General features: G+C 72.9%; 21 protein-coding genes. 9 read left to right on the plus strand and 12 right to left on the minus strand.

Features of this window, described 5'->3' with window-relative positions; genetic code table 11:
• Positions 1-29: 29 nt before the first annotated feature.
• From ACWGH0_RS10740 to ACWGH0_RS10750, 3 genes are all read right to left on the minus strand, one after another.
• Complete coding sequence (locus ACWGH0_RS10740; RefSeq protein ID WP_453403805.1) at positions 30-1,487, minus strand: ABC transporter permease; 1,458 nt, start codon at positions 1,485-1,487, stop codon at positions 30-32.
• Between the two features lie 207 nt (positions 1,488-1,694).
• Complete coding sequence (locus tag ACWGH0_RS10745; protein WP_453403806.1) at positions 1,695-2,963, minus strand: L,D-transpeptidase; 1,269 nt, start codon at positions 2,961-2,963, stop codon at positions 1,695-1,697.
• Between the two features lie 219 nt (positions 2,964-3,182).
• Entirely contained in the window at positions 3,183-3,509 is a 327-nt protein-coding gene (locus ACWGH0_RS10750; protein WP_453403807.1) for a hypothetical protein, read from the minus strand.
• Between the two features lie 109 nt (positions 3,510-3,618).
• Here ACWGH0_RS10750 and ACWGH0_RS10755 point away from each other — a divergent pair, with 109 nt between their 5' ends.
• Positions 3,619-3,915 carry a hypothetical protein gene (locus ACWGH0_RS10755; RefSeq protein ID WP_453403808.1) on the plus strand — a complete coding sequence of 99 codons (297 nt, stop codon included), beginning with the start codon at positions 3,619-3,621 and terminating at the stop codon, positions 3,913-3,915.
• A 102-nt stretch (positions 3,916-4,017) separates the two neighbouring features.
• On the opposite strand, the gene hutH is transcribed toward ACWGH0_RS10755, so the two are convergent.
• The 5 genes from hutH to ACWGH0_RS10780 form a co-directional block, all read right to left on the minus strand.
• A complete protein-coding gene (hutH, locus tag ACWGH0_RS10760) occupies positions 4,018-5,562 on the minus strand; it encodes a histidine ammonia-lyase (RefSeq protein ID WP_453403809.1) in 1,545 nt (514 codons plus the stop codon).
• A gap of 122 nt (positions 5,563-5,684) precedes the next feature.
• Positions 5,685-6,848 (minus strand): diguanylate cyclase domain-containing protein, encoded by a 1,164-nt coding sequence (locus ACWGH0_RS10765; protein ID WP_453403810.1) that lies wholly within the window; start codon positions 6,846-6,848, stop codon positions 5,685-5,687.
• 44 nt (positions 6,849-6,892) lie between these two features.
• On the minus strand, positions 6,893-7,693 hold the full coding sequence (locus tag ACWGH0_RS10770; RefSeq protein ID WP_453403811.1) for an enoyl-CoA hydratase/isomerase family protein: 801 nt from the start codon (positions 7,691-7,693) through the stop codon (positions 6,893-6,895).
• 39 nt (positions 7,694-7,732) lie between these two features.
• The gene (locus ACWGH0_RS10775; RefSeq protein ID WP_453403879.1) at positions 7,733-8,839 is read right to left on the minus strand and encodes an adenylate/guanylate cyclase domain-containing protein; all 1,107 of its coding nucleotides are present in this window, start codon (positions 8,837-8,839) and stop codon (positions 7,733-7,735) included.
• A 412-nt stretch (positions 8,840-9,251) separates the two neighbouring features.
• Positions 9,252-10,133 carry a biotin--[acetyl-CoA-carboxylase] ligase gene (locus ACWGH0_RS10780; RefSeq protein ID WP_453403812.1) on the minus strand — a complete coding sequence of 294 codons (882 nt, stop codon included), beginning with the start codon at positions 10,131-10,133 and terminating at the stop codon, positions 9,252-9,254.
• Between the two features lie 105 nt (positions 10,134-10,238).
• On the opposite strand from ACWGH0_RS10780, the gene ACWGH0_RS10785 reads away from it, so the two are divergent.
• The gene (locus tag ACWGH0_RS10785) at positions 10,239-11,819 is read left to right on the plus strand and encodes an acyl-CoA carboxylase subunit beta (RefSeq protein WP_453403813.1); all 1,581 of its coding nucleotides are present in this window, start codon (positions 10,239-10,241) and stop codon (positions 11,817-11,819) included.
• Between the two features lie 14 nt (positions 11,820-11,833).
• Complete coding sequence (locus ACWGH0_RS10790; protein ID WP_138896790.1) at positions 11,834-12,040, plus strand: acyl-CoA carboxylase epsilon subunit; 207 nt, start codon at positions 11,834-11,836, stop codon at positions 12,038-12,040.
• A 55-nt stretch (positions 12,041-12,095) separates the two neighbouring features.
• On the opposite strand, the gene ACWGH0_RS10795 is transcribed toward ACWGH0_RS10790, so the two are convergent.
• Positions 12,096-13,367 carry an SGNH/GDSL hydrolase family protein gene (locus ACWGH0_RS10795; protein ID WP_453403814.1) on the minus strand — a complete coding sequence of 424 codons (1,272 nt, stop codon included), beginning with the start codon at positions 13,365-13,367 and terminating at the stop codon, positions 12,096-12,098.
• 71 nt (positions 13,368-13,438) lie between these two features.
• Between ACWGH0_RS10795 and ACWGH0_RS10800 the strand changes: the two genes are divergently transcribed.
• The 3 genes from ACWGH0_RS10800 to ACWGH0_RS10810 all read left to right on the plus strand — a co-directional run bounded on the left by ACWGH0_RS10800 (position 13,439) and on the right by ACWGH0_RS10810 (position 14,990).
• The gene (locus ACWGH0_RS10800; RefSeq protein WP_453403815.1) at positions 13,439-14,074 is read left to right on the plus strand and encodes a TetR/AcrR family transcriptional regulator; all 636 of its coding nucleotides are present in this window, start codon (positions 13,439-13,441) and stop codon (positions 14,072-14,074) included.
• A gap of 71 nt (positions 14,075-14,145) precedes the next feature.
• Positions 14,146-14,274 (plus strand): morphogenic membrane protein MmpB, encoded by a 129-nt coding sequence (gene mmpB / locus ACWGH0_RS10805; RefSeq protein ID WP_453403816.1) that lies wholly within the window; start codon positions 14,146-14,148, stop codon positions 14,272-14,274.
• 101 nt (positions 14,275-14,375) lie between these two features.
• Positions 14,376-14,990 carry a Maf family protein gene (locus ACWGH0_RS10810; RefSeq protein WP_453403817.1) on the plus strand — a complete coding sequence of 205 codons (615 nt, stop codon included), beginning with the start codon at positions 14,376-14,378 and terminating at the stop codon, positions 14,988-14,990.
• Here ACWGH0_RS10810 and pdxR read toward each other — a convergent pair.
• Positions 14,971-16,524, minus strand: a complete 1,554-nt coding sequence (gene pdxR, locus ACWGH0_RS10815; protein ID WP_453403818.1) for a MocR-like pyridoxine biosynthesis transcription factor PdxR — start codon at positions 16,522-16,524, stop codon at positions 14,971-14,973. The two genes, ACWGH0_RS10810 and pdxR, sit on opposite strands and share 20 nt — an antisense overlap.
• Between pdxR and ACWGH0_RS10820 the strand changes: the two genes are divergently transcribed.
• Positions 16,523-17,128: a LysE family translocator gene (locus tag ACWGH0_RS10820; protein ID WP_453403819.1), complete on the plus strand. Its 606-nt coding sequence runs from the start codon at positions 16,523-16,525 to the stop codon at positions 17,126-17,128. The two genes, pdxR and ACWGH0_RS10820, sit on opposite strands and share 2 nt — an antisense overlap.
• A gap of 75 nt (positions 17,129-17,203) precedes the next feature.
• Here ACWGH0_RS10820 and ACWGH0_RS10825 read toward each other — a convergent pair whose 3' ends face one another.
• Positions 17,204-17,695 (minus strand): hypothetical protein, encoded by a 492-nt coding sequence (locus ACWGH0_RS10825; RefSeq protein WP_453403820.1) that lies wholly within the window; start codon positions 17,693-17,695, stop codon positions 17,204-17,206.
• 353 nt (positions 17,696-18,048) lie between these two features.
• Between ACWGH0_RS10825 and ACWGH0_RS10830 the strand changes: the two genes are divergently transcribed.
• Complete coding sequence (locus ACWGH0_RS10830) at positions 18,049-19,803, plus strand: acetyl/propionyl/methylcrotonyl-CoA carboxylase subunit alpha (RefSeq protein ID WP_453403821.1); 1,755 nt, start codon at positions 18,049-18,051, stop codon at positions 19,801-19,803.
• A gap of 247 nt (positions 19,804-20,050) precedes the next feature.
• The gene (locus ACWGH0_RS10835; RefSeq protein WP_453403822.1) at positions 20,051-20,611 is read left to right on the plus strand and encodes a TetR/AcrR family transcriptional regulator; all 561 of its coding nucleotides are present in this window, start codon (positions 20,051-20,053) and stop codon (positions 20,609-20,611) included.
• Positions 20,612-20,624: 13 nt separating this feature from the next.
• On the opposite strand, the gene ACWGH0_RS10840 is transcribed toward ACWGH0_RS10835, so the two are convergent.
• Positions 20,625-21,596, minus strand: coding sequence for a DeoR/GlpR family DNA-binding transcription regulator (locus tag ACWGH0_RS10840; RefSeq protein WP_453403823.1), 972 nt, complete (start codon positions 21,594-21,596; stop codon positions 20,625-20,627).
• Positions 21,597-21,631: the final 35 nt, after the last annotated feature.

Here is a 21,631-nt window from a genome sequence, read left to right on the forward strand (position 1 = left end):
CGAGAAGGGGGTACGGGAGGGCGCGCGCATCAGGCCACGCGGCGCAGTGCGTCGGCCGGGCGCAGCCGGGAGGCCCGCCAGCCTCCGAAGGCGCCCGCGACGAGTCCGCCGGTTACGGCGAGCGCCACGGCGAGACCGATGGTGGTGAGGGAGACCGGCGCGGTGAGCGCGATGTCCACGGCCTTGCCGCCGGCCTGCCGGAGCGGGCCGCCCATGCCGCCCCCGGGGCCGGTCACGGTCGCGGCGGCCCCGCCGCCACCGCCTGCGCCGCCGCCGAGCTGGGCGGTGAGGGTGGGGCTGATCGCGGTGACGAGGTACGCGCCGCCCACGCCCACGGCGATGCCGAGCGCACCGCCGAGCAGGCCGTTGGCCAGGGCTTCGCCGACGACCTGGCGGGTGACGCGGCCGCTCTTCCAGCCGAGCGCCTTGAGCGTGCCGAACTCCTGCACCCGGCGGCTGACGGCCGCCGAGGTGAGCAGCCCGGCCACCAGGAAGGCGGCGGCCAGTACGACGACGGAGAGCCACTTGCCGACGCTGGTGGCCAGGTCGGACGCGGTGGACAGGGAGCCGGACACGGTGTCGGCGAGGTCGGCGGAGGTGGTGACGGTGGTGCCCGGGATGTTCTTCCGCACGGCCGTCTTGACGTCCTGGATGCGCTGGGAGTCGGTGGCCCTGACGTAGACGGTGGTGACCTTGTTCTTCGCGTCGGCCAGGGTCTGCGCCTGCTTGAGGGGGAGGTAGACGTTGGCGGCGGCGTCTCCGCTGTCGGCCGTCGCTATGCCCACGACCTCGTACTTCGTACCGGAGACGGTGACGCTGTCGCCGACGCCGAGCTTCTTCTCCTTGGCGTAGGCGCTGTCGACCACGGCGGTCCTGGCGTCGGTCTCCGACTTCGTGAAGGCGCGCCCCGCCGTGATCTTCGAGGAGGTGAGCGGGCCGAGGGCGGGCTCGGTGACGTCGGTTCCGTAGACGGAGAAGGAGTCGACGCCGAAGGCGGCGCCGCCGCCGCGCACCGCTCCGCCGCCGCCCGGCACACCCGGCTTCGCGGGCTGCGCCCTGTCGATCTCGCCGCGCTTGAACTGGCCGCTGACCTTGAGGACCTGGAGGCTCAGTCCTCCGACGGCGTCCGCGACGCCGTCCTGGTCCGCGACCTCGGCGACGGTGGAGGCGGCGAGGGTCTGGAAGCCCTGCACCAGCACCCGGTCGCTGCTCTGCTCCTTGTCGTCGCCGCTGTCCTTGGCGTCGAACTCGAAGCGCGGCTTGCGGCTGCTGTCGTTCTCACCCGGCGGTGGCGCGGCCTTGGTGACCGTCATGTCGGTCCCGAGTCCGTACAGCGATTCCAGGACCTTGTCCTGGGCGCGGCCCATGCCGGCGGAGACCGAACTGACCACGATGACCAGTGCGATACCCAGCGCGAGGCCGGAGGCGACCACGAAGGCCGCCTTTCTGCGGCGGCGCAGTTCGCGCCGGAGGTAGGTGAAGAACATGGCGCGAAGCTATGGGCGGCTCGTGATGGCTGGATAAGGCCGGTCTGAGAGCCGTATGAGAAGCGGACGCGGGCGGGAGGCCGGCCCGGACGGCCCATCACGGGGCGAGGGCGGGCCGGACGGCGTACGACGGCGGGCGCCGCCCTCGGAGTCGAGGGTGACGCCCGCCGTCGTACGTGCTGGGGGAACGCGGGGAGGAGGCTCGGATCAGACCGCGGAGCCGGCCTTCCACTGCTCCCAGTCCATGTTCCAGCCGTTGAGGCCGTTGTCCGGCTTGATGGTCTTGTCCGGGGAGTTCTTGACCACGACCACGTCGCCGATGAGGGAGTTGTCGAAGAACCACGCGCCCGGCTGGTTCGGGTCGTTCGCGCCCTTGGCGTCGTTCAGGCCCACGCAGCCGTGGCTGGTGTTGGCGCTGCCGAAGATCGAGTCGGCGCCCCAGTAGTTGCCGTGGATGAACGTGCCCGACGTGGACAGCCGCATGGCGTGCGGCACGTCCTTGATGTCGTACTCGCCCTTGCCGTCGTCGTCGGTGAAGCCGACCGTCGCACCGTTCATCCGGGTCTCCTTGAACTTCTCGGAGATCACCATCTGACCGTTGTACGTCGGGTTGTCCGGCGCGCCCGCGGAGATCGGGATGGTCTTGATCGTCTTGCCGTCCCGCGTGACCGTCATGGTCTTCGTCTTGGCGTCGACGGTGCTGACCTGGTTGCGCCCGACGCTGAAGGTGACGGTCTTGTCCTGGACGCCGTAGATGCCCTCGGCGCCTTCGACGCCGTCGAGAGCCAGCTTCATGGTGACCGTGGAGCCGCCCTTCCAGTACTCCTGGGGGCGGAAGTCGAGGCGCTGGGAGCTGAACCAGTGGCCGACGACCTCCTGGCCGCTGCTCGACGTGACCGTGATGCCCTTCTGGACGGCGGCCTTGTCGGTGATCGGCTTGTCGAAGTTGATCGACACCGGCATGCCCACGCCGACCTTGGAGCCGTCGTCGGGGGTGAAGTTCCCGATGAAGCTGTTGGCGGGCGAGACGGTGGTGAAGGAGGCGTTCTCGTGGGCCTCACGGCCCTCGGAGTCGGCCGCCGTCGCGGCGATCTTGTACGTCGTCGAGCGCTCGAGCTGCGCGTCCGGCTTCCAGCTCTTGCCGTCGGCGGCGATCGTGCCGGCCACCTTCGCACCGGCGGTCGAGGTCATGGTGACCTCGGTCAGCTTGCCCTCGCTGACGGTGACCTTGGTGCCGCGGTTGATGCTGACGTTGTCGGCGCCGCCCTTGGGCGTGATCGCTATTCGGGCCTTGGAGGTGTCCTTGGCCGCCGCCTCGTCCACCTCGGCCTGCGACTTCTTCGAGTTCTGGGCGCTGCTGCCGCCCTTGTCGCCGCCGTCGCTGCACGCCGAAAGGACCAGAACGCCGCTTAGCAGTGCGGACGCGGCCATCAGGCCCCTGCGCCGCTTGCTGTCCGTCATCACACGCTTCTCCATCGTTGCCGATTCCCCACACAGTCCCCGGGCAGAGCCGCTGGGCAGCGTCACCCTGCCAATGTTTTAAACACCTGTACCGTTTCGTCCGTTCCACATCTGGGGGGAATGTGGGGAACACCACTGAACACAGTGATCGACGCAGCCACGCCGCCGCCGGTTGCGGCGGCGGCGCGCAATTCTTCGCGGCGCCCGCCGGGCGGGCCCGGCTCACCGCGAACGCTACGCGGGGCCCTCCTCGTCGTCGTCATCCAGGTCCCACTCCACGGCGTCGGGGTTGTAGTCGATCCGTTCGCTGCTCCACGAGGCCTGCGCGAGTTCCACCCCGGGGACGCCGCTGATCAGGTCGAACGGGTCCACCAGGTGGGCGAGGGCCTCAGCCTCGTCTTCCCGCACGGCGGCCTCGGCATGCGTGCGTTCGACGTCCGCCGCATGGGCGTCCTGCGAGACATGGGCGAGAGCCGCTTCGGTGAGTTCTCCGGGGTGCGAGATTTCGAGTACCAATTCCACCTGGAGACGGACAAAGCGGGAGGTGTCAGTTGCGTTCATGTCTCGGAGCGTAGGCTGCGGGACCCCCGCGACTTTCCTGCGACCCGCTGCTTTCATTAGCATCGGCGCACACGGCCAATTCCCGGTTGCCTCAAGGGGGATCGATTACGTGTCCGCACGCCGACCGCTGCTGACCGCCACCGCCGCGGGCACACTGCTGTGTGCCCTGTGGTTCGTCCCGTCCGCCAACGCCACGGCGGAGCAGGAGGCGAAGCCGCAGCCCGCGTCGCAGGCGCAGTCGCCCGCCCAGTCCCCCGCCCGGTCCGCGCAGGACCAGGATCTCGCGCTGGCCGACACGGGCAGCGTGGACACGACGCCGTACCTGCTCGGCGGCACCGCGTTCCTCGGCGTGGGCGCCGGGTTCATGGCGTACTCGATGCGAAGGGCCGCGCGTCCGGTGATCTGACGCACGGCCCCCGCTCCACTCTTCCGGCGGCGCTGACGCCCCCGCGGTCCGGCCCGTCCGGTTCCGTTTCGGCGTCCGGCGGTCCGGTCCTCCCCCGCTCCCTTAGGCGAGCGGTCCTGTCACCGGCTCGACGGCCGCGACGAGTCCGCCCGCCCGTACGAAGGCGTCGGCCGCGGCGAGGTCGGGCGCCAGGAAGCGGTCCGGGCCGGGGCCCTGGACCCCCGCGTCCCGCACGGCCTTGATGACGGCCTGCGAGGCGGGCGCGGGCGTCAGGCCGGCGCGCAGTTCGATGCCGCGCGTGGCGGCGTACAGCTCGACGGCGACGATGCGGGCGAGGTTGTCGATCGTGGTGCGCAGCTTGCGCGCCGCCGACCAGCCCATGGAGACGTGGTCCTCCTGCATGGCGGAGGACGGGATCGAGTCCACGGACGCGGGCGACGCGAGCCGCTTCATCTCGCTGACCAGGGCGGCCTGCGTGTACTGGGCGATCATCAGGCCCGAGTCGACACCGGCGTCGTCGGCGAGGAAGGGCGGCAGCCCGTGCGACCGGTTCTTGTCGAGGAGCCGGTCGGTACGGCGCTCGCAGATGGAGCCGAGGTCGGCGGCGGCGATGGCGAGGAAGTCCAGTACGTACGCCACGGGCGCGCCGTGGAAGTTGCCGTTGGACTCGACGCGGCCGTCGGGCAGCACGACGGGGTTGTCGACGGCGGCGGCCAGCTCCCGCTCGGCGACGGTCAGGGCGTATGCGATCGTGTCGCGTCCGGCGCCGGCGACCTGGGGGGCGCAGCGCACGGAGTAGGCGTCCTGGACGCGGGGCGCGTCGTCCTGGTGGTGGCCGGTGAGCCCGGAGCCCGCGAGGACCCGGAGCATGTTGTCGGCGGACTCGCCCTGGCCGGGGTGGGGCCGTATGGCGTGCAGTTCGGGCGCGAGGACCTTGTCGGTGCCGAGGAGCGCTTCGAGGCTGAGGGCCGCGGTGATGTCGGCGGAGGTGTAGAGCCGCTTCAGGTCCGCGATGGCCATGATCAGCATGCCGAGCATGCCGTCGGTGCCGTTGAGGAGGGCCAGGCCCTCCTTCTCGCGCAGCTCGACCGGGGCGATGCCGTGCGCGGCGAGCAGTTCGCCGGCGGGCCGTACGACGCCGTCGGGCCCCGCCGCGTCGCCCTCGCCCATCAGCGCGAGGGCGCAGTGGCTGAGGGGGGCCAGGTCGCCGGAGCAGCCGAGCGAGCCGTACTCGTGGACGACGGGCGTGATGCCGGCGTTGAGGAGGTCCGCCATGGTCTGGGCGACGTGCGGGCGTACGCCGGTGTGGCCGGAGGCGACGGTCTTGAGCCGCAGGAACATGAGGGCGCGTACGACCTCGCGCTCGACGTGCGGGCCCATGCCGGCGGCGTGGGACCGGACGATGTTGCGCTGCAACTGGGCGCGCAGGTCCTGGCTGATGTGCCGGGAGGCGAGGGCGCCGAAGCCGGTCGAGACGCCGTAGACGGGCTCCGGCTTGGCGGCCAGCGCGTCGACGATCTCGCGCGAGGCGGCGAGGGCGGCGACGGCCTCCGGGGAGAGCTCGACCCTGGCGTTGTCCCGGGCGACGGCGATGACGTCCGCTGCGGTCGTCCCGGACGTCCCCAGCACGACTGTGTGCATATCCATATTCAGAACCCTACGGACTGAATCCCAATCTGTCACTACCCGACGACGGGTTGACCCCTTACCGCAACGCGGGCCGCCCGCCGCCCCTGTCCACGGGCGTGCGGACACCGGCCGACGGCCTCTCAGACGCCGGGCGGCCCCTCCTCGCCCGGCCGCAGACCCCGGAACGCCCGGCGATCGTGCGGCGCTGCGGGCGGGGCATCGGCGAGGCGGACCACCGCGCCGTCACGTCCCGCGACCACCGGTCGCGCCGACCGCGCCGCCTTCGCGCGGTACTGCGCCGCGTCCGCGAGCCGGAAGAGGCGGCGGGCCGTGCGCACCGGCCCGATCGGATCACCGGTCGAGGCGACGCCGCAGGCCACCCCCTCGCCCAGGTCCATCTCGGTGGCCCGTACGCACAGGTCCTCGGCCACCTTCACCACCGCGTCCGACGGCGGCCCCACCGCCAGCAGGCAGAACTCGTCGCCGCCGAGCCGCGCCGCCAGCGCCCCGGGCAGCATCGCGCCGCACAGGGACAGGACCGAGCCGAAACGTTCAAGCAGACGGTCGCCCACCGCATGGCCGAGCGAGTCGTTGACCCGCTTGAGACCGTTCAGGTCGCAGACGACCAGACTGACGACCGCCCCGGACTCCCGGTGGCGCTCCACCGCCTCGTCGAGCCCCATGTCGACGGCCCGCCGGTTCGCGAGCCCCGTCAGCGGGTCGGTGAAGGCGAGCTTGCGGACCTCCTCCAGCAGCTCCGTCTGGGCGATGCCGGCCGCCACGACCGAGGCGAGCACCGTCGCGAAGTCCGCGTCGGCCCGGCCGAAGACCGGGGCCCCGGCGGGCCGGGCCACGTACAGCTCCCCCCACGCCTGCCCGCGCAGCACGATCGGCGCGACCACGCAGGACCCGCGCCCGCGTCGCCGCAGCGCCGCCACGCGCTGGTGGCAGTAACCGGCGGGGCGGGCGGTCGGCCCGGGGCCCCGCGCCGTCTCGACCCAGGCGTTGGGCTCGCCGCCGCCCGCCCACTTCTCGTGCAGGAACTCCGTGATCTCCGGGAACTGGTGCACGGGATAGGTCTCCCCCTCGGGGAACTCCTCCTCGCCCTCGGCCCGCGCGCCCGCGTTGACGAGCACCCGCAACCGCCCCAGCTCGCGTTCCCACACCGAGACCGCCGCGAAGCTGCCCCCCAACGCCTGCTGCGCGCCCAGCGCGGCCGCGCGCCAGGACTCGCGCGGGGTGTGCGCCGCCGCCATCGCCTGCGCCAGCGTCACGACGGCCCGCAGCCGCACATCCTCACCCATCTCCCCAGCTTAGGGAGTCTGGGGTGATTTGTATCGTTTGATCCCTATTCGCCCGGCCACTGGGGTGCACGCTTCTCGTTGAACGCCGCCACGCCCTCCGCCCGGTCGCCCGAGAAGGCCACCGACCGCCACGCCGCGTCCTCGACCTCCAGGCCGGCCCGCAGGTCGAGGCCGTGCCCGAGCCGCATGGCCCGCTTCGCCGCCCGCAGCCCGACCGGCGAGTTGCCGGCGATCCGCGCCGCCAGCTCCAGCGCCTCCTCGCGGTCCCGCCCCGCGTCCACCAGCAGGTCCACCAGTCCGAGGGAGGCGGCCTCGGCGGCCTCCACGCGCCGCGCCGTGAACACCAGCTCCGCCGCCCGCGCCGCCCCGACCCGCCGGGGCAGCAGCTGCGTACCGCCGCCGCCGGGGATGACGCCCACCGACACCTCCGGCAGTCCCACCACCGCCGTACGGTCCGCCACGATCAGGTCGCAGGCCAGCGCCAGCTCGAAACCGCCGCCCAGCGCGAAGCCGTGCACGGCGGCGATCGTCGGCATCGGCAGTTCCAGCACCCCGGTGTACGCGCCCCGGGCCACCGGCCGCTGGCGCACCAGCTCGGCGTCCGTGAAGGAGTTGCGCTCCTTGAGGTCCGCGCCGACGCAGAACGCGCGCTCGTGGCTGGAGGTCACCACCGTCACCCGCACCCCCGGGTCGGCGCCCAGCGCGTCGCAGGCCGCGGCGACGGAGCGGGCCATGTCCGTCGACACCGCGTTCATCGCCTTGGGCCGGTCGAGGACCAGCTCGGCGACGTGCCCGTGCCGCCGTACGCCGACGAACTCCCCGAAGCGTTCCTGTTCCGCGGTCATGCCACACCCTCCCGGTTAACGATCGTTACCGGGAGGATCCTAGGTGGAGCGCCTGGTCAGAAGCCATGGTTCGACGGTGCCGAGCCCGCGCACGGGCCGCTGCCACATCGGCTGGAGCGCGAAGCGGTACGAGGGCGGTGCGACGCCCTCCTTCTCCGCCTTCTCCGCCTCGGCGGCGGCCTCCGCCTCGGACACCGGCGCGTCGCCCGTCCGCGACAGCTCCTCGGCCAGCGCCCCGTCCACCAGGAGTGCGTCCTTCGGCGCTATCGAGGTGAGCCTGCTGGCCAGGTTCACGGTCGTGCCGAACACATCGCCCATGCGGGTGGTGACCGTGCCGAACGCTATGCCGACGCGAAGGGCCGGCATCGTCTGGTCCGCGGCCATCGTCTCGATGAGCCGCAGCGCGATCTCCGCCGCCGTGCCCGCGTCGTCCGCCGCGTACAGGACCTCGTCGCCCAGCGTCTTGATGAGCCGGCCGCCGTGCGCCGCGACGAGGTCGGCGCAGGTGGTCTCGAACGCCTCGACCAGCTCGCCCAGCTCCTCCTCCTCCAGCCGCCGCGTCAGCCGCGTGAACCCGACGAGGTCCGCGAACCCGACGGCGAGCCGGCGGTCGACCATCTCCTCGTCGTCGGCGGCCTGGACGACCCGGCCGGTCGCGGCGGCGAGCTGGCGCCGCCAGACGTAGCGCAGGAACTCCTCCAGCTCGGGCAGGAGCAGCTCGACCAGCGGATACGTGACCTCGGTCCGGGTCATGCCCGGCTCCGGCGGCTCGGTCAGACCCTCCAGGAAGGAATCGATCTGCCATTCCGCCAGCCGGGCGGTGGTCTGTCCCGTGGACCGGGCGACCTGCACCGCCATCGGTTCGCTGAGCAGCCCCGCCTCGACGAGACCGGCGAGCCGCCGCAGGGCCAGGACGTCCGCCTCGGTCAGCGCCTTGGCCTGCCCGATGTCGGCGAAGCCCATGGCCCGCCAGAACCGGGACGCGAGGTCCATGGAGACGCCGGCCGTACGGGCGGCCTGAAAGGGGGTGTACCGGCGCTCGGCACCGAGGATGAGCTGCTCCAGCCGGATGGCGAGCGGATCGTCGGTCGGCTCGGCGGTGTGGTCGACGGCGTGGTGCGGAGTGGGGTACGGCGAGGGGTCCACGGCGGCGGGCACGGTGCCGTCCGTCCCGTCGGCGCGGACGATCCCGTGCGGCGGACCGCCCGCGGCGGAGGCGTCCGGCGCGTCGGCGCCGCCGGACCCGTCCGGTCCGTTCTCGGCGGGCGCCCGGTTCGCCGGGGAGCCCTCCCCGGCCGCGGAAGCACCCGCGCCGGGGCCGGAGGAGGCTGCCGCACCCACAGAGGACTCCTCACCCGCACCGGCCCCGGACGGCACGGCCGCACCCGGGTCCGGCGTCGCGCCCCGGCCCCGCCGCGCACCCGCAGAGGACCCCGCGTCGTCGACGGTCACCTACCGCCTCCTGCCCGTTCCCTGCGCACTGCCGTGTGTCCTGCCGATCGTCTGTCGCACCGATCCGTCACGGATCGCCTCAACGATACGGCAGGTGTGCCGTAGCTCACTCCCCCGTCCCGCGCGTTCCCTCTGTACTCGCCCCCGGCCTGAGGTGTACGACGTCACCCGCTCCCACCGGCTGCTGGACCCCCTCGGCGGTCGCCAGCACCAGCCGCCCGTGGCCGTCGACCGCCACCGCCTCGCCGGTCACCGACCGGCCGCCGGGCAGTTCCGCCCGTACGGTCCGGCCGAGGGTCGCGCAGCCCGCCGCGTACGCCTCCTGGAGCCGGCTCGCCGCCGGGTCGCCGCCGGACGCCCGCCACTCGCCGTACCACCGGTCGAGCGAACGCAGCACGGACCGGAGCAGCGGATCGCGGTCCGTCGAGACCGCTCCCGCGAGCGCCAGCGACCCGGCGCCGGGCACCGGCAGCTCCTTCTCGGACAGGGTGACGTTGACGCCGATGCCCACGACGACGCCGTCCGCGGCCCGCTCGGCGAGGATGCCGCCGGCCTTGCGTTCCTCGCCCCCGACCGTCACCAGCAGGTCGTTGGGCCACTTGAGCGCCGTGTCGACGCCGGCGGACCGGGACAGGGCGCTCGCCACCGCGACGCCGGCGAGCAGCGGCAGCCAGCCCCACTTCTCGACGGGGATCCCGGTGGGCTTCAGCAGGACGGAGAAGAAGAGCCCGGAGCGCGCGGGCGCCGACCAGCGCCGGTCGAGGCGGCCCCGGCCCTCGGTCTGCTCCTCGGCGACGAGGACGGCCCCTTCGGGGAGGCCGGCCGCCCGCGCGGCGAGGTCGGTGTTGGTGGATCCGACGGAGGCGACGACGTCCAGGGACGTCCACAGGCTGCCCTCCCGCACGAGTGCGCGGCGCAGCGCGACGGCGCTGAGCGGCGGCCGGTCGAGGTCGGACCAGCGGTGGTCTGAAGCATCGGGAGGCGTCATGCAACCCAGCGTAGGTGTGGCAAACGACGCACTGCCGAGCGGCACACGCGCCGCTACGCTACGTGCCAGTAGCCGTCCGCTGACCAGGCAGGGAGCCGCATCCCGATGTCCGAGCCCGAGACAGACATTCACACCACCGCGGGCAAAATCGCGGATCTGCAGCGCCGTATCGACGAGGCGACGCATGCGGGCTCCGCGCGCGCGGTCGAAAAGCAGCACGCCAAGGGCAAGTTGACGGCCCGTGAGCGCATCGATCTCCTCATGGACGAGGGGTCGTTCGTCGAGCTCGACGAGTTCGCCCGGCACCGCTCGACGAACTTCGGCATCGAGAAGAACCGCCCGTACGGCGACGGCGTGGTCACCGGCTACGGCACGGTCGACGGCCGCCCGGTCTGCGTCTACTCGCAGGACTTCACCATCTTCGGCGGGTCCCTCGGCGAGGTCTACGGCGAGAAGATCGTCAAGGTGATGGACTTCGCACTGAAGACCGGCTGTCCGGTCGTCGGCATCAACGACGGCGGCGGCGCGCGCATCCAGGAGGGCGTCGTCGCGCTCGGCCTGTTCGCCGAGATCTTCCGCCGCAACGTGCACGCGTCGGGTGTGGTCCCGCAGATCTCGCTGATCGTCGGCCCGTGCGCCGGCGGCGCGGTGTACTCGCCGGCGATCACCGACTTCACGGTGATGGTCGACCAGACCTCGCACATGTTCATCACCGGTCCTGACGTCATCAAGACCGTCACGGGCGAGGACGTCGGCTTCGAGGAGCTCGGCGGCGCGCGCACGCACAACACCACGTCGGGTGTGGCGCACCACATGGCGGGCGACGAGAAGGACGCGATCGAGTACGTCAAGTCGCTGCTCTCGTACCTGCCCTCGAACAACCTCAGCGAGCCGCCGGCCTTCCCCGAGGAGGCGGACCTGGAGACGTCCGACGAGGACCGCGAGCTGGACGCGCTGATCCCGGACAGCGCGAACCAGCCGTACGACATGCACACGGCCATCGAGCACGTGCTGGACGACGGCGAGTTCCTGGAGACGCAGGCGCTTTTCGCGCCGAACATCGTCACCGGCTTCGGCCGGGTCGAGGGCCACCCGGTCGGCATCGTCGCCAACCAGCCGATGCAGTTCGCGGGCTGCCTGGACATCAACGCGTCCGAGAAGGCCGCGCGCTTCGTCCGCACCTGCGACGCGTTCAACGTGCCGGTGCTGACGTTCGTGGACGTGCCCGGCTTCCTGCCGGGCGTGGACCAGGAGTACGGCGGCATCATCCGGCGCGGCGCGAAGCTGATCTACGCGTACGCGGAGGCGACGGTCCCGCTCATCACGGTCATCACCCGCAAGGCGTTCGGCGGCGCGTACGACGTCATGGGCTCCAAGCACCTGGGCGCGGACCTGAACCTGGCGTGGCCGACCGCGCAGATCGCGGTGATGGGCGCGCAGGGCGCGGTGAACATCCTGCACCGGCGGACGATCGCGGCCGCCGAGGACCCGGAGGCGACCCGCGCGGAGCTGATCGCCGACTACGAGGACACGCTGCTGAACCCGTACGTCGCCGCCGAGCGGGGTTACGTCGACGCGGTGATCATGCCGTCGGAGACGCGCCGCCACATCGTGCGCGGACTGCGTCAGCTGCGGACCAAGCGGGAATCCCTCCCTCCGAAGAAGCACGGCAACATCCCCCTCTAGGAAGGCGCCTGACGATGATCAAGGTCGTACGGGGCAACCCGACCCCTGAGGAGCTGGCCGCCGCACTGGCGGTGGTCCAGGCACGCGCCGCGGCGGCGGCCGGCGCGCCGTCCGGCGCCGAGGAACCGCCGACCGCCTGGTCGGACCCGGCCAGGGTGGCCAGGCACCGGCTGCCGCAGCCGGGGCCGACGGCCTGGGGCCGGACGTACTGGCCCGGCTAGACGAAGTGACGAAGGCCGGGCCCGGTGAGCGGGTCCGGCCTTCGCCGTCCTGGCCTCAGAGGACTTCGGCGAGGGTCTCCGCCATCAGCCGGTAGCCGGCGTCGTCGGGGTGCAGGGCGTCCCCGTGGTCGTACGCCGGGTGCAGGCGGTCGGGGTCGGCCGGGTCGGCGAGCGCCCGGTCGAAGTCGGCGTACGCGTCGAACTCGCCCGACGTGCGGATCCAGTGGTTGACCTCGTCGCTCACCCGCGCCGCGTGCTCGCCCCAGTGGTCGGAGCCCTTGAGCGGCAGCAGGGTCGCGCCGACGATCCGCAGGCCCTCGGCGTGGGCGGCGCGGATCAGCTTCCGGTAGCCGGCGACGAGTTCGGCGGAGGAGACGACCGGCGAGGGCTTGTAGGTCGGCCGGTCCTTCGCCTCGCTGAAGCCGATGTCGTTGACACCTTCGAGCACGACGACGGTGGAGACGCCGGGCTGGTCGAGGGCGTCGCGGCCGAAGCGGGCCGTGGCGCGTTCGCCGTACCAGGCCGAGTCGTTGAGGACGAGGTTGCCGCCGATGCCCTGGTTGACGACCGGTCGGCCGGTGCGCTCGGCGAGGGCGTCGGACCAGCGGCGGTCGGCGTCCGGGGTCGAGCCGAAGCCGTCGGTTATCGAGTCGCCGAACAGCACGACGCCGTCCTTCTTGCGGGGCTCGCGGGGCTCGCGGAGAGGGGCCGAGCCGACCTCGACGCCGGAGAGGTAGTACCAGGACCGGGTGGTGCCGGTGAAGGCCGCGCCGGACGGGTCGGCGCGGTGGTCCCCTTCGGCGCGGTAGGTGCCGGTCCATGCCTGGGCGTGGAAGGTGGCTGGTCCGGTGGTGCCGGCGAAGTGGAGGGTGACGGTGACGGACTCCAGCCGGTCCAGGGGCAGGGCGGCGGGGTCGCTGCGCAGTTCGCCGCGCGCGGGTATCCGCACAGACCGTCTGCCGGAGAAGGTGAGGTGGCGGACGCTGCCGGCCTCGACCGCGGCGCCGCCGCCCTTCGCGGTGCGGGCGATCGTGGCGCCGGTGACGTCGAGCGGCGAGGTCCCGTAGGCGTTGGAGAGGCGGATACGGGCCCGTTCGCCGGCGGCCGTGACGCGGACCACCTGGCGGACGGTCTGGTGCGAGAAGCCCTCCTGGGACCAGTTGGGCGTGAAACCGGTGCTGGGGGACTGGGGCGATGCGCCCCAGGCGGCGGTCCAGCGGGCGACGGGCTGGGGCGCGGGCGCCGGCTGGGCGGCACCGAGCAGGCCGAGCGCGAGGGCGGAGGCGGCGACGGGGGCGGCGATACGGCGGACACGGTGGGCGTTCATGGGCACGGCCTTCCCTAATGGGAAATCAGTTCCGTTAAGATGCGGGGACCGTACCAGACTCGGAGCGCCTAATGGAACAGAATTCCCGTTTGCAGCCGTCCGCCTCGGCCACGCCGGGGACCGTGCGCCCCGGCGGCCGGACCGCCAAGGTGCGCGCCGCCGTGCTGGAGGCGACGCGGGACGCGCTGGTGGAGGGCGGCTTCCACGGGGTGAACCCGGACCGGGTGGCGGCCCGCGCCGCCGTCGGCAAGACGACGGTCTACCGCCGCTGGGGCTCGGCGGCCGGACTCGTCGCCGATCTGCTGCGGGACATGGCCGAGCAGTCGGTCCCCGCCGCCGACACCGGATCGCTGGACGGCGATCTGCTGGCCAACGCCCGCCTGGTGCACCGGACCCTCACCGACCCCCGCATGGGCCCGGTGTTCCAGGCGGTCGTCGCGGCGGCGGCGTGCGACGAGGAGTGCGCGACGGCACTGAACGGCTTCTACGCGACCCGCATCCACGCCTGGGCGCCGTGCGTGGACCGCGCGGCGGACCGGGGGGAGGTGCCGGCCGGCACGGACGCGGGCGAGGTGGTGCGGGCGGTCTCGGCCCCGCTCTACTACCGCTTCCTCGTCAGCCGCGAACCCCTGTCCGACGCGGACGCGGTGCGGGCGGCGGCGGTGGCCGTGACGGCGGCGAAGACCGGAGCGTTCACCCGGAATTAGTCCCCTGGTACTGGACGCCCTGAGTACACGTACTCAGGCGCCGAAGCCGTTTCGGTCGCAGGATCGAAGGCATGCTGTGGTCCGACCCGGAGAACGAGCCTCCGAAAGAACTGCGCGAGACGCAGGCGATGCTCCGGCGCGCGGGCGTACTGCTCGCCCTCGCGATGGTGCTGGCGATGCTGGCGGCCGGTATCCGCTGAACCTTCCGTCCGCCGCGGGGTCACGTCCGCGGGGTCACGTCCGTGGGGGTTGCCTCCGTCGCCGTACGGGGCGCCCGGCCGCCTCCCGCGCGCCTCGTACGATGAAGCGCATGACTGATCCGCGCCGCCGCCTCGTCCTCGCATCCGCCTCCCCCGCCCGCCTCGGACTCCTGCGCCAGGCCGGGCTCGCCCCCGAGGTGATCGTCAGCGGCGTCGACGAGGACGCCGTCACCGCGCCCACGCCGGGCGAGCTGGCACTCGTACTCGCCGAGGCCAAGGCCGCGTCCGTGGCCGCCCGCCCCGAGGCCGCCGGCGCCCTCGTCGTCGGCTGCGACTCCGTGCTCGAACTCGACGGGGCCGCACTGGGCAAGCCCGCCGACGCCGAGGACGCCACCGCCCGCTGGAAGGCCATGCGGGGCCGCTCCGGCATCCTCCAGACCGGCCACTGCGTGATCGACACCGCCACCGGCCGCCGGGCCTCCGCCACCGCGTCCACCACCGTCCGCTTCGGCGAGCCGACGGACGCCGAGATCGCCGCGTACGTGGCCACCGGCGAACCCCTCCACGTCGCCGGCGCCTTCACGCTCGACGGCCGCTCGGCCCCGTTCGTCGACGGCATCGACGGCGACCCCGGCAACGTCATCGGCCTGTCGCTGCCCCTGCTGCGCCGCCTGCTGGGCGAGCTGGGCACGCCGATCACCGCCCTGTGGGCCTGACCCCCGCAGCCACCTCCGCCAGGGCCTCGCCCAGCGCCGCGACGCCCTGGGTGATGCCGCCCGGGGGCGTCGCGGCGTAACCGAGCACCAGGCCGGGGCTGCCCGCCCGCTGCCGGTGCCACGACAGCGGCTGCACCTTGACGCCGCGCGCGAGCGCCGCCGCCGCGAGGCCGGTGTCGTCGAAGCGCGCGCCGTCGAAGGTGATCATCAGGTGCAGGCCCGCCGCCGCCCCGTGCACCACCGCCCCCGGCAGATGCGCCCGGATCGCCGTGATCATCGCGTCACGGCGACGCCGGTGCCGACGCCGCAGCAGGCGCAGATGGCGCTCCATCTCGCCCGACTCCATGAGGCGGGCCAGGACGAGCTGCGGGAGCACCGCGTTGCCGAGGTCGGCGAACCGCTTGGCCTCCACCAGGGCGTCCCGGTACCGCGGCGGCGCCAGCATCCATCCCACCCGCAGCGCGGGCGCCAGCAGCTTGGACACGCTCCCGGCGTAGCAGACCCGCTCCGCCAGCACCGAGCGCAGCGCGGGCACCGGCGGCCGGTCGTAGCGGTGCTCGGCGTCGTAGTCGTCCTCGACGAGCAGACCGCCCCCGGCCGCCCACCGCATCAGCTCCCGCCGGCGCCGGCCGCCGAGCACCACTCCGGTCGGGAACTGGTGCGCCGGGGTGAGCAGCACCGTTTCCGCGCCGGTGGCCCGCAGCGCGTCGACCCGGATACCCTCGGCGTCCACCTCGACCGGCGGCGTCTCCAGCCGCCGGTCGCGCAGATGGTGCCGGGCCCCGAGCGACCCGGGGTCCTCCACCGCCATCGCGCGGACCCCGTCGTCCCGAAGCACCTGCGCCAGCAGCCCGAGGCCCTGCGCGGTGCCGTACGTGATCACGACGTCGGCCGGGTCCACCCTGAACCCCCGGTTGCGGGCCAGCCAGTTCGCCACCGCGTCGCGCAGTCCGGGCGCCCCGCGCGGGTCCCCGTACCCGAGGTCGGACGCCGACAGGTCCTTCAGCACGGCGCGTTCGGCACGCAGCCACGCCGTGCGGGGGAACGCGGCGAGGTCGGGGACGCCGGGCGACAGGTCGATGCGCGCCCGGACCGCGCGCAGCGCGTCGAAGACGTCCGGGCCGGGCGGCGTCGCGGTGAACACCGCACCGGGGGGCGCGGGCGCGGCGGGCGCGGCGGCGGGAGCAGGGGCGGCGGCCACGGGGGCCGCGACGACCACCGTCCCGCCCCTCCCCCGGCCCGCCACGTGGCCGTCCTCGGTGAGGCGCTGGTACGCCTCGGTCACCACCCCGCGGGAGACCCGCAGCTCGGCCGCGAGGACCCGGGTGGCGGGCAACCTGCCGCCGACCGGGAGGCTCCCGTCCGCGATCGCGGTCCTCAGCCTGGCCGCCAGCCAGTCGGACAGCCCGCCGGCCGGTGCCTCGCCGGGATCCAGCTGGAGGAAGTCCGATCCGGGGGACGCGGTTATGGACCGGTCTGACGAGGAGTCAATGGACCTGTTCACCGGTCCATAGTGGCGCGACGCTGAACGCATGACCACAGAATTCCTGCTGACCTCGCTCGTCGTCGTGGCCACCCCCGGCACCGGCGCCCTCTACACGATGGCGGCCGGCCTCTCGCGCGGCGCCCGCGCGAGCGCGCTGGCCGCAGCCGCCTCCACCCTCGGGGTCGTGCCGCACATGGTGGCGGCGATCACCGGCCTGGCCGCGCTGCTCCACACGAGCGCGACGGCGTTCCAGATCCTCAAGTACCTGGGCGTCGCCTACCTGCTGTACATGGCGTGGAGCACGCTGCGGGACAAGGGCGCTCTGACGGCGGAGCAGGAGACCGGGAACCCGTCGGCGGTGAAGGTCCTCACCTCCGGAGTCCTCATGAACCTCCTCAACCCCAAGCTGACCGTGTTCTTCTTCGCTTTCCTGCCCCAGTTCGTCAGCCCGGGCGAGCCCCGCGTACCGCTGCGGATGGCCGAGTTGAGCGCCGTGTTCATGCTGCTCACCTTCGTGGTGTTCGCGCTGTACGGGGTGTTCGCCGCCGCGATGCGCCGCCACGTCCTGAGCCGGCCCCGGGTGCTGACCGTGATGCGCAGGGTCTTCGCGGGCGCGTTCGCCGCCCTCGGCGCCCGGCTCGCGTTCCTCTGAGCGCCGGGGCGCACGGCTCCGGCGCGCCGCGACCGGAAGCCCCCGGAGCTGTCGCAGGCGAGGCGGCAGGGGCCGTCAGGCGGGCGCCGGAGCCCCGTTCGCGGGCCCGGTGGGCGGAACGTCCTGGGTGTCCGCGGGGCCGGAGACGCCGCCGGCGTCCCGCTCGTCCCGCTTCCCGTACGCGATGACCGACAGCACGACGAGGCCGAACTCGGCCATCAGCACCACGAACGCGGCCCAGCCGACCAGCCCGACGCACAGCGCCCCGAGCACCCCGTGCACCACCGCGCAGGCGATCAGCAGGATGCGGCCGAGGCGGCCGGGCGCCCGGTCCGTCAGCGCGGCGCGCAGCAGCAGCACCCCGCACGCCACCAGGTAGAGGCCGAAGCCGCCGCCCATCACGTACGTCGACGTGGACATCACATCCGGGTCGAGCCCGGCGAGGGACATCGACTGCCCGCTGACGACCTTGCCGAGGATCCAGTGGACGAACACGATCCCGACGGCTTCCACGACCAGCACCGCCGCGGCAGCGGCAGCTATCGGCCTGCGCGCCACGGCGCCCACCCTCTTCCGGCTGTTACCCCTAGTACGTAGCGACACCCAAACGCTACTAACCGGTAATGCTCCGTACAAGGGTTCTGACGCGGCCGGTGCCGACGGCAAAGAATCGCGCGGCGCTTCGTAGGGACCCGACAAAGAAAGCTGGCGCGCCGCTGGCCGCCCAGACAGAGACCTGCGCCACACCCGAGGGCTACTGTGCGGTGGGAGAACCCGTCGTACCGTGGTGCGACAAGGGAATTCGCGACTCGAGCGGGACTCGCATCACGCTCCGTGTGGGCAAGCTCACTATTGGGGATGGGTCGTAGGTCCGTGTCGGCAGTCCCTAAACTCAGCTTGTTTCAAGGAGGGAGCCAATCGTGCGCAAGGTGCTCATCGCCAACCGAGGCGAAATCGCTGTCCGCGTTGCTCGGGCCTGCCGGGATGCCGGGATCGCGAGCGTAGCCGTCTACGCCGACCCGGACCGGGACGCTCTGCACGTCCGCGCGGCCGACGAGGCGTTCGCTCTGGGCGGTGACACCCCGGCCGCCAGTTACCTGGACATGGCCAAGGTGCTCCAGGCCGCCAAGGATTCGGGGGCGGATGCCGTTCACCCCGGCTACGGCTTCCTTTCCGAGAACGCCGAGTTCGCGCAGGCCGTGCTCGACGCGGGCCTGACCTGGATCGGCCCGCCGCCGCAGGCCATCCGCGACCTGGGCGACAAGGTGGCGGCCCGGCACATCGCGCAGCGCGCGGGAGCCCCGCTCGTCGCCGGTACGCCGGACCCGGTCTCCGGCGCCGACGAGGTCGTCGCGTTCGCCGAGCAGAACGGTCTGCCGATCGCCATCAAGGCGGCCTTCGGCGGCGGCGGCCGCGGCCTGAAGGTCGCCCGTACGCTCGAAGAGGTACCGGAGCTGTACGACTCCGCCGTCCGCGAGGCCGTCGCCGCCTTCGGCCGCGGCGAGTGCTTCGTCGAGCGCTACCTCGACAAGCCGCGCCACGTCGAGACGCAGTGCCTGGCCGACAGCCACGGCAACGTCGTCGTCGTCTCCACCCGTGACTGCTCGCTCCAGCGCCGCCACCAGAAGCTGGTGGAGGAGGCCCCCGCGCCGTTCCTGAGCGAGGCCCAGAACGCCGAGCTGTACCGCGCGTCCAAGGCCATCCTCAGGGAGGCCGGTTACGTCGGCGCCGGCACCGTCGAGTTCCTCGTCGGCGTGGACGGCACCATCTCCTTCCTGGAGGTCAACACCCGCCTCCAGGTCGAGCACCCGGTCTCCGAAGAGGTCACCGGCATCGACCTGGTCCGCGAGATGTTCCGGATCGCCGACGGCGAGGAGCTGGGGTACGACGACCCGGCCGTGCGCGGGCACTCCATCGAGTTCCGCATCAACGGCGAGGACCCGGGCCGCGGCTTCCTGCCCGCCCCCGGCACGGTGACCGCCTTCGCGCCGCCGTCCGGCCCCGGTGTCCGCCTGGACGCGGGCGTGGAGTCGGGCAGCGTCATCGGCCCGGCGTGGGACTCGCTGCTGGCCAAGCTGATCGTCACCGGCGCCAGCCGCGAGCAGGCGCTCCAGCGCGCCGCGCGCGCTCTGGCGGAGTTCAACGTCGAGGGCATGGCCACCGCCATCCCGTTCCACCGCGCGGTCGTCGCGGACCCGGCGTTCACCTCCGACCCGTTCACGGTCCACACCCGGTGGATCGAGACCGAGTTCGTCAACGAGATCCCGCCCTTCACCGTTCCGGGCGCCGACGCGGACGAGGACGAGTCCGGTCGCGAGACCATCGTCGTCGAGGTCGGCGGCAAGCGGCTCGAAGTCTCGCTGCCGTCCTCGCTGGGCATGACGCTGGCCCGGACCGGCCTGGCCGCCGGCGCCAAGCCGAAGCGCCGCGCCGCGAAGAAGTCCGGCCCCGCCGCCTCCGGCGACACCCTCGCCTCGCCCATGCAGGGCACGATCGTCAAGGTCGCGGTCGAGGAGGGCCAGGAGGTCAAGGAGGGCGACCTGGTCGTCGTCCTGGAGGCCATGAAGATGGAGCAGCCGCTGAACGCGCACCGTTCCGGCACCGTCAAGGGCCTGACCGCCGAGGTCGGCGCGTCGCTCACGTCCGGTGCCGTCATCTGCGAGATCAAGGACTGACGTCCGGCGGCCGTGCGCCGTGAGTGAGCCGAGGGCCCCGTCGATACCGGCGGGGCCCTCGGCTCGCAATGGCATCCTGGAGACCGGAGCAGGAAAGGGCAACGCCATGGCGACGAGCAGACCACAGCCGTCGGGAGCGCCGACCCCGCCGCTGTCGCGGCCGCCGTCGGAGTCCCGGACGCAGCAGCCGGCCCCCGGGCACGGGACCCGGCCGGCCCCGGCCACCGCCGCGGGGGCGGTGCGGCCCATGCGCGCCGATGCCCGGCGCAACTACGAACGCGTGCTGGCCGAGGCCCGTACCGCCTTCGCCGAGCACGGCACCGACGCCTCCCTCGAAGACGTCGCACGCCGCGCCGGGGTGGGCATCGGCACGCTGTACCGGCACTTCCCCACCCGGCACGCCCTGATGAGCGCGGTCTTCCAGGGCGCCGTGGACGAACTCCTCGCACGGTCGCGGGAACTCGCCGACAGCGACGCACCGTGCTCCGCGCTCGTCGTCTGGCTGCGCGACATCGTCACGCACGCCGGTGAGTACCGCGGGCTCGCCCGCGCGCTCATGTCGGCCTCCCGCGACAAGAGTTCGGCCCTCGCGCGGTGCAGTACGCCGATGAACGCGGCGGGTGAGCGGCTGCTCGTACGGGCTCAGGAGAGCGGCGCCGTGCGGCCCGACGTGTCGATCGGCGACGTGATGCAGCTGACGAACGCCATCGCGCTGGCCGCCGAACAGGCCCCGGACGATCCGGAGTTGGCCGACCGGCTGCTGACGCTGACGCTGAAGGGGCTACGGGCGGAGCCGGGTCCGGGGTGACCGGAGCTCCGGTTCAGCGGCGGCGCATGTCGGCGACGCGGGCCCGCTCCCGCTCGGCGGGCCCGGACTGCTGGTCCGCCAGCGCTCCGGCGCCGCGCAGCGCCCCGGGGCCGCCCGGGTGCGTACGCCGCTGACCGGGCAGCGGCATGTCCCGGCGGGGCTGGCGTCCGGTCGGGACGCTCTCTGCCCCTGAGCCCGCCGGTCCCGGGCCGGCGACGGCGATCTGCACGCCCTGGTCCGCCAGGGCCTGCAACTCGGTCGCGGCGCGGTCGTCGTGCTGCGGCGGCTCGTCGGTGACCAGACGCGTGATGACGTCCGTCGGCACCGTCTGGAACATCGTGTCGGTGCCGAGCTTGGTGTGGTCCGCGAGGACCACCACCTCGGCGGCGGCCTGCACCAGCGCCCTGTCGACGCTGGCGGACAGCATGTTGGACGTGGACAGACCGCGCTCGGCGGTCAGTCCGCTGCCGGAGAGGAAGGCCCGGGAGACGCGCAGGCCCTGGAGGGACTGCTCGGCCCCGCTGCCGACCAGCGCGTAGTTCGACCCGCGCAGGGTGCCGCCGGTCATGACGACCTCGACGCGGTTGGCGTGCGCCAACGCCTGTGCGACGAGCAGGGAGTTGGTGACGACGGTGAGCCCGGGAACCCGGGCGAGCCGTCTGGCCAGCTCCTGTGTGGTCGTCCCGGCGCCGACGACGATGGCTTCGCCCTCTTCGACGAGTCCCGCGGCGAGGTCGGCGATGGCCGTCTTCTCCGCGGTCGCGAGATGGGATTTCTGCGGAAAGCCGGACTCCCGCGTGAAACCGCCCGGCAGTACCGCACCGCCGTGCCGGCGGTCGAGGAGTCCTTCTGCCTCCAGCGCCCGCACGTCCCGCCGTACGGTCACTTCGGAGGTCTGGACGACACGGGCGAGCTCTCGGAGCGATACAGCCCCGTTGGCGCGCACCATTTCGAGGATCAATTGGCGACGTTCTGCAGCGAACACGAAACTGACAGTAACCTGGGCAGCCGATAGTTTTC

Source organism: Streptomyces sp. NPDC054887, from assembly GCF_053610585.1.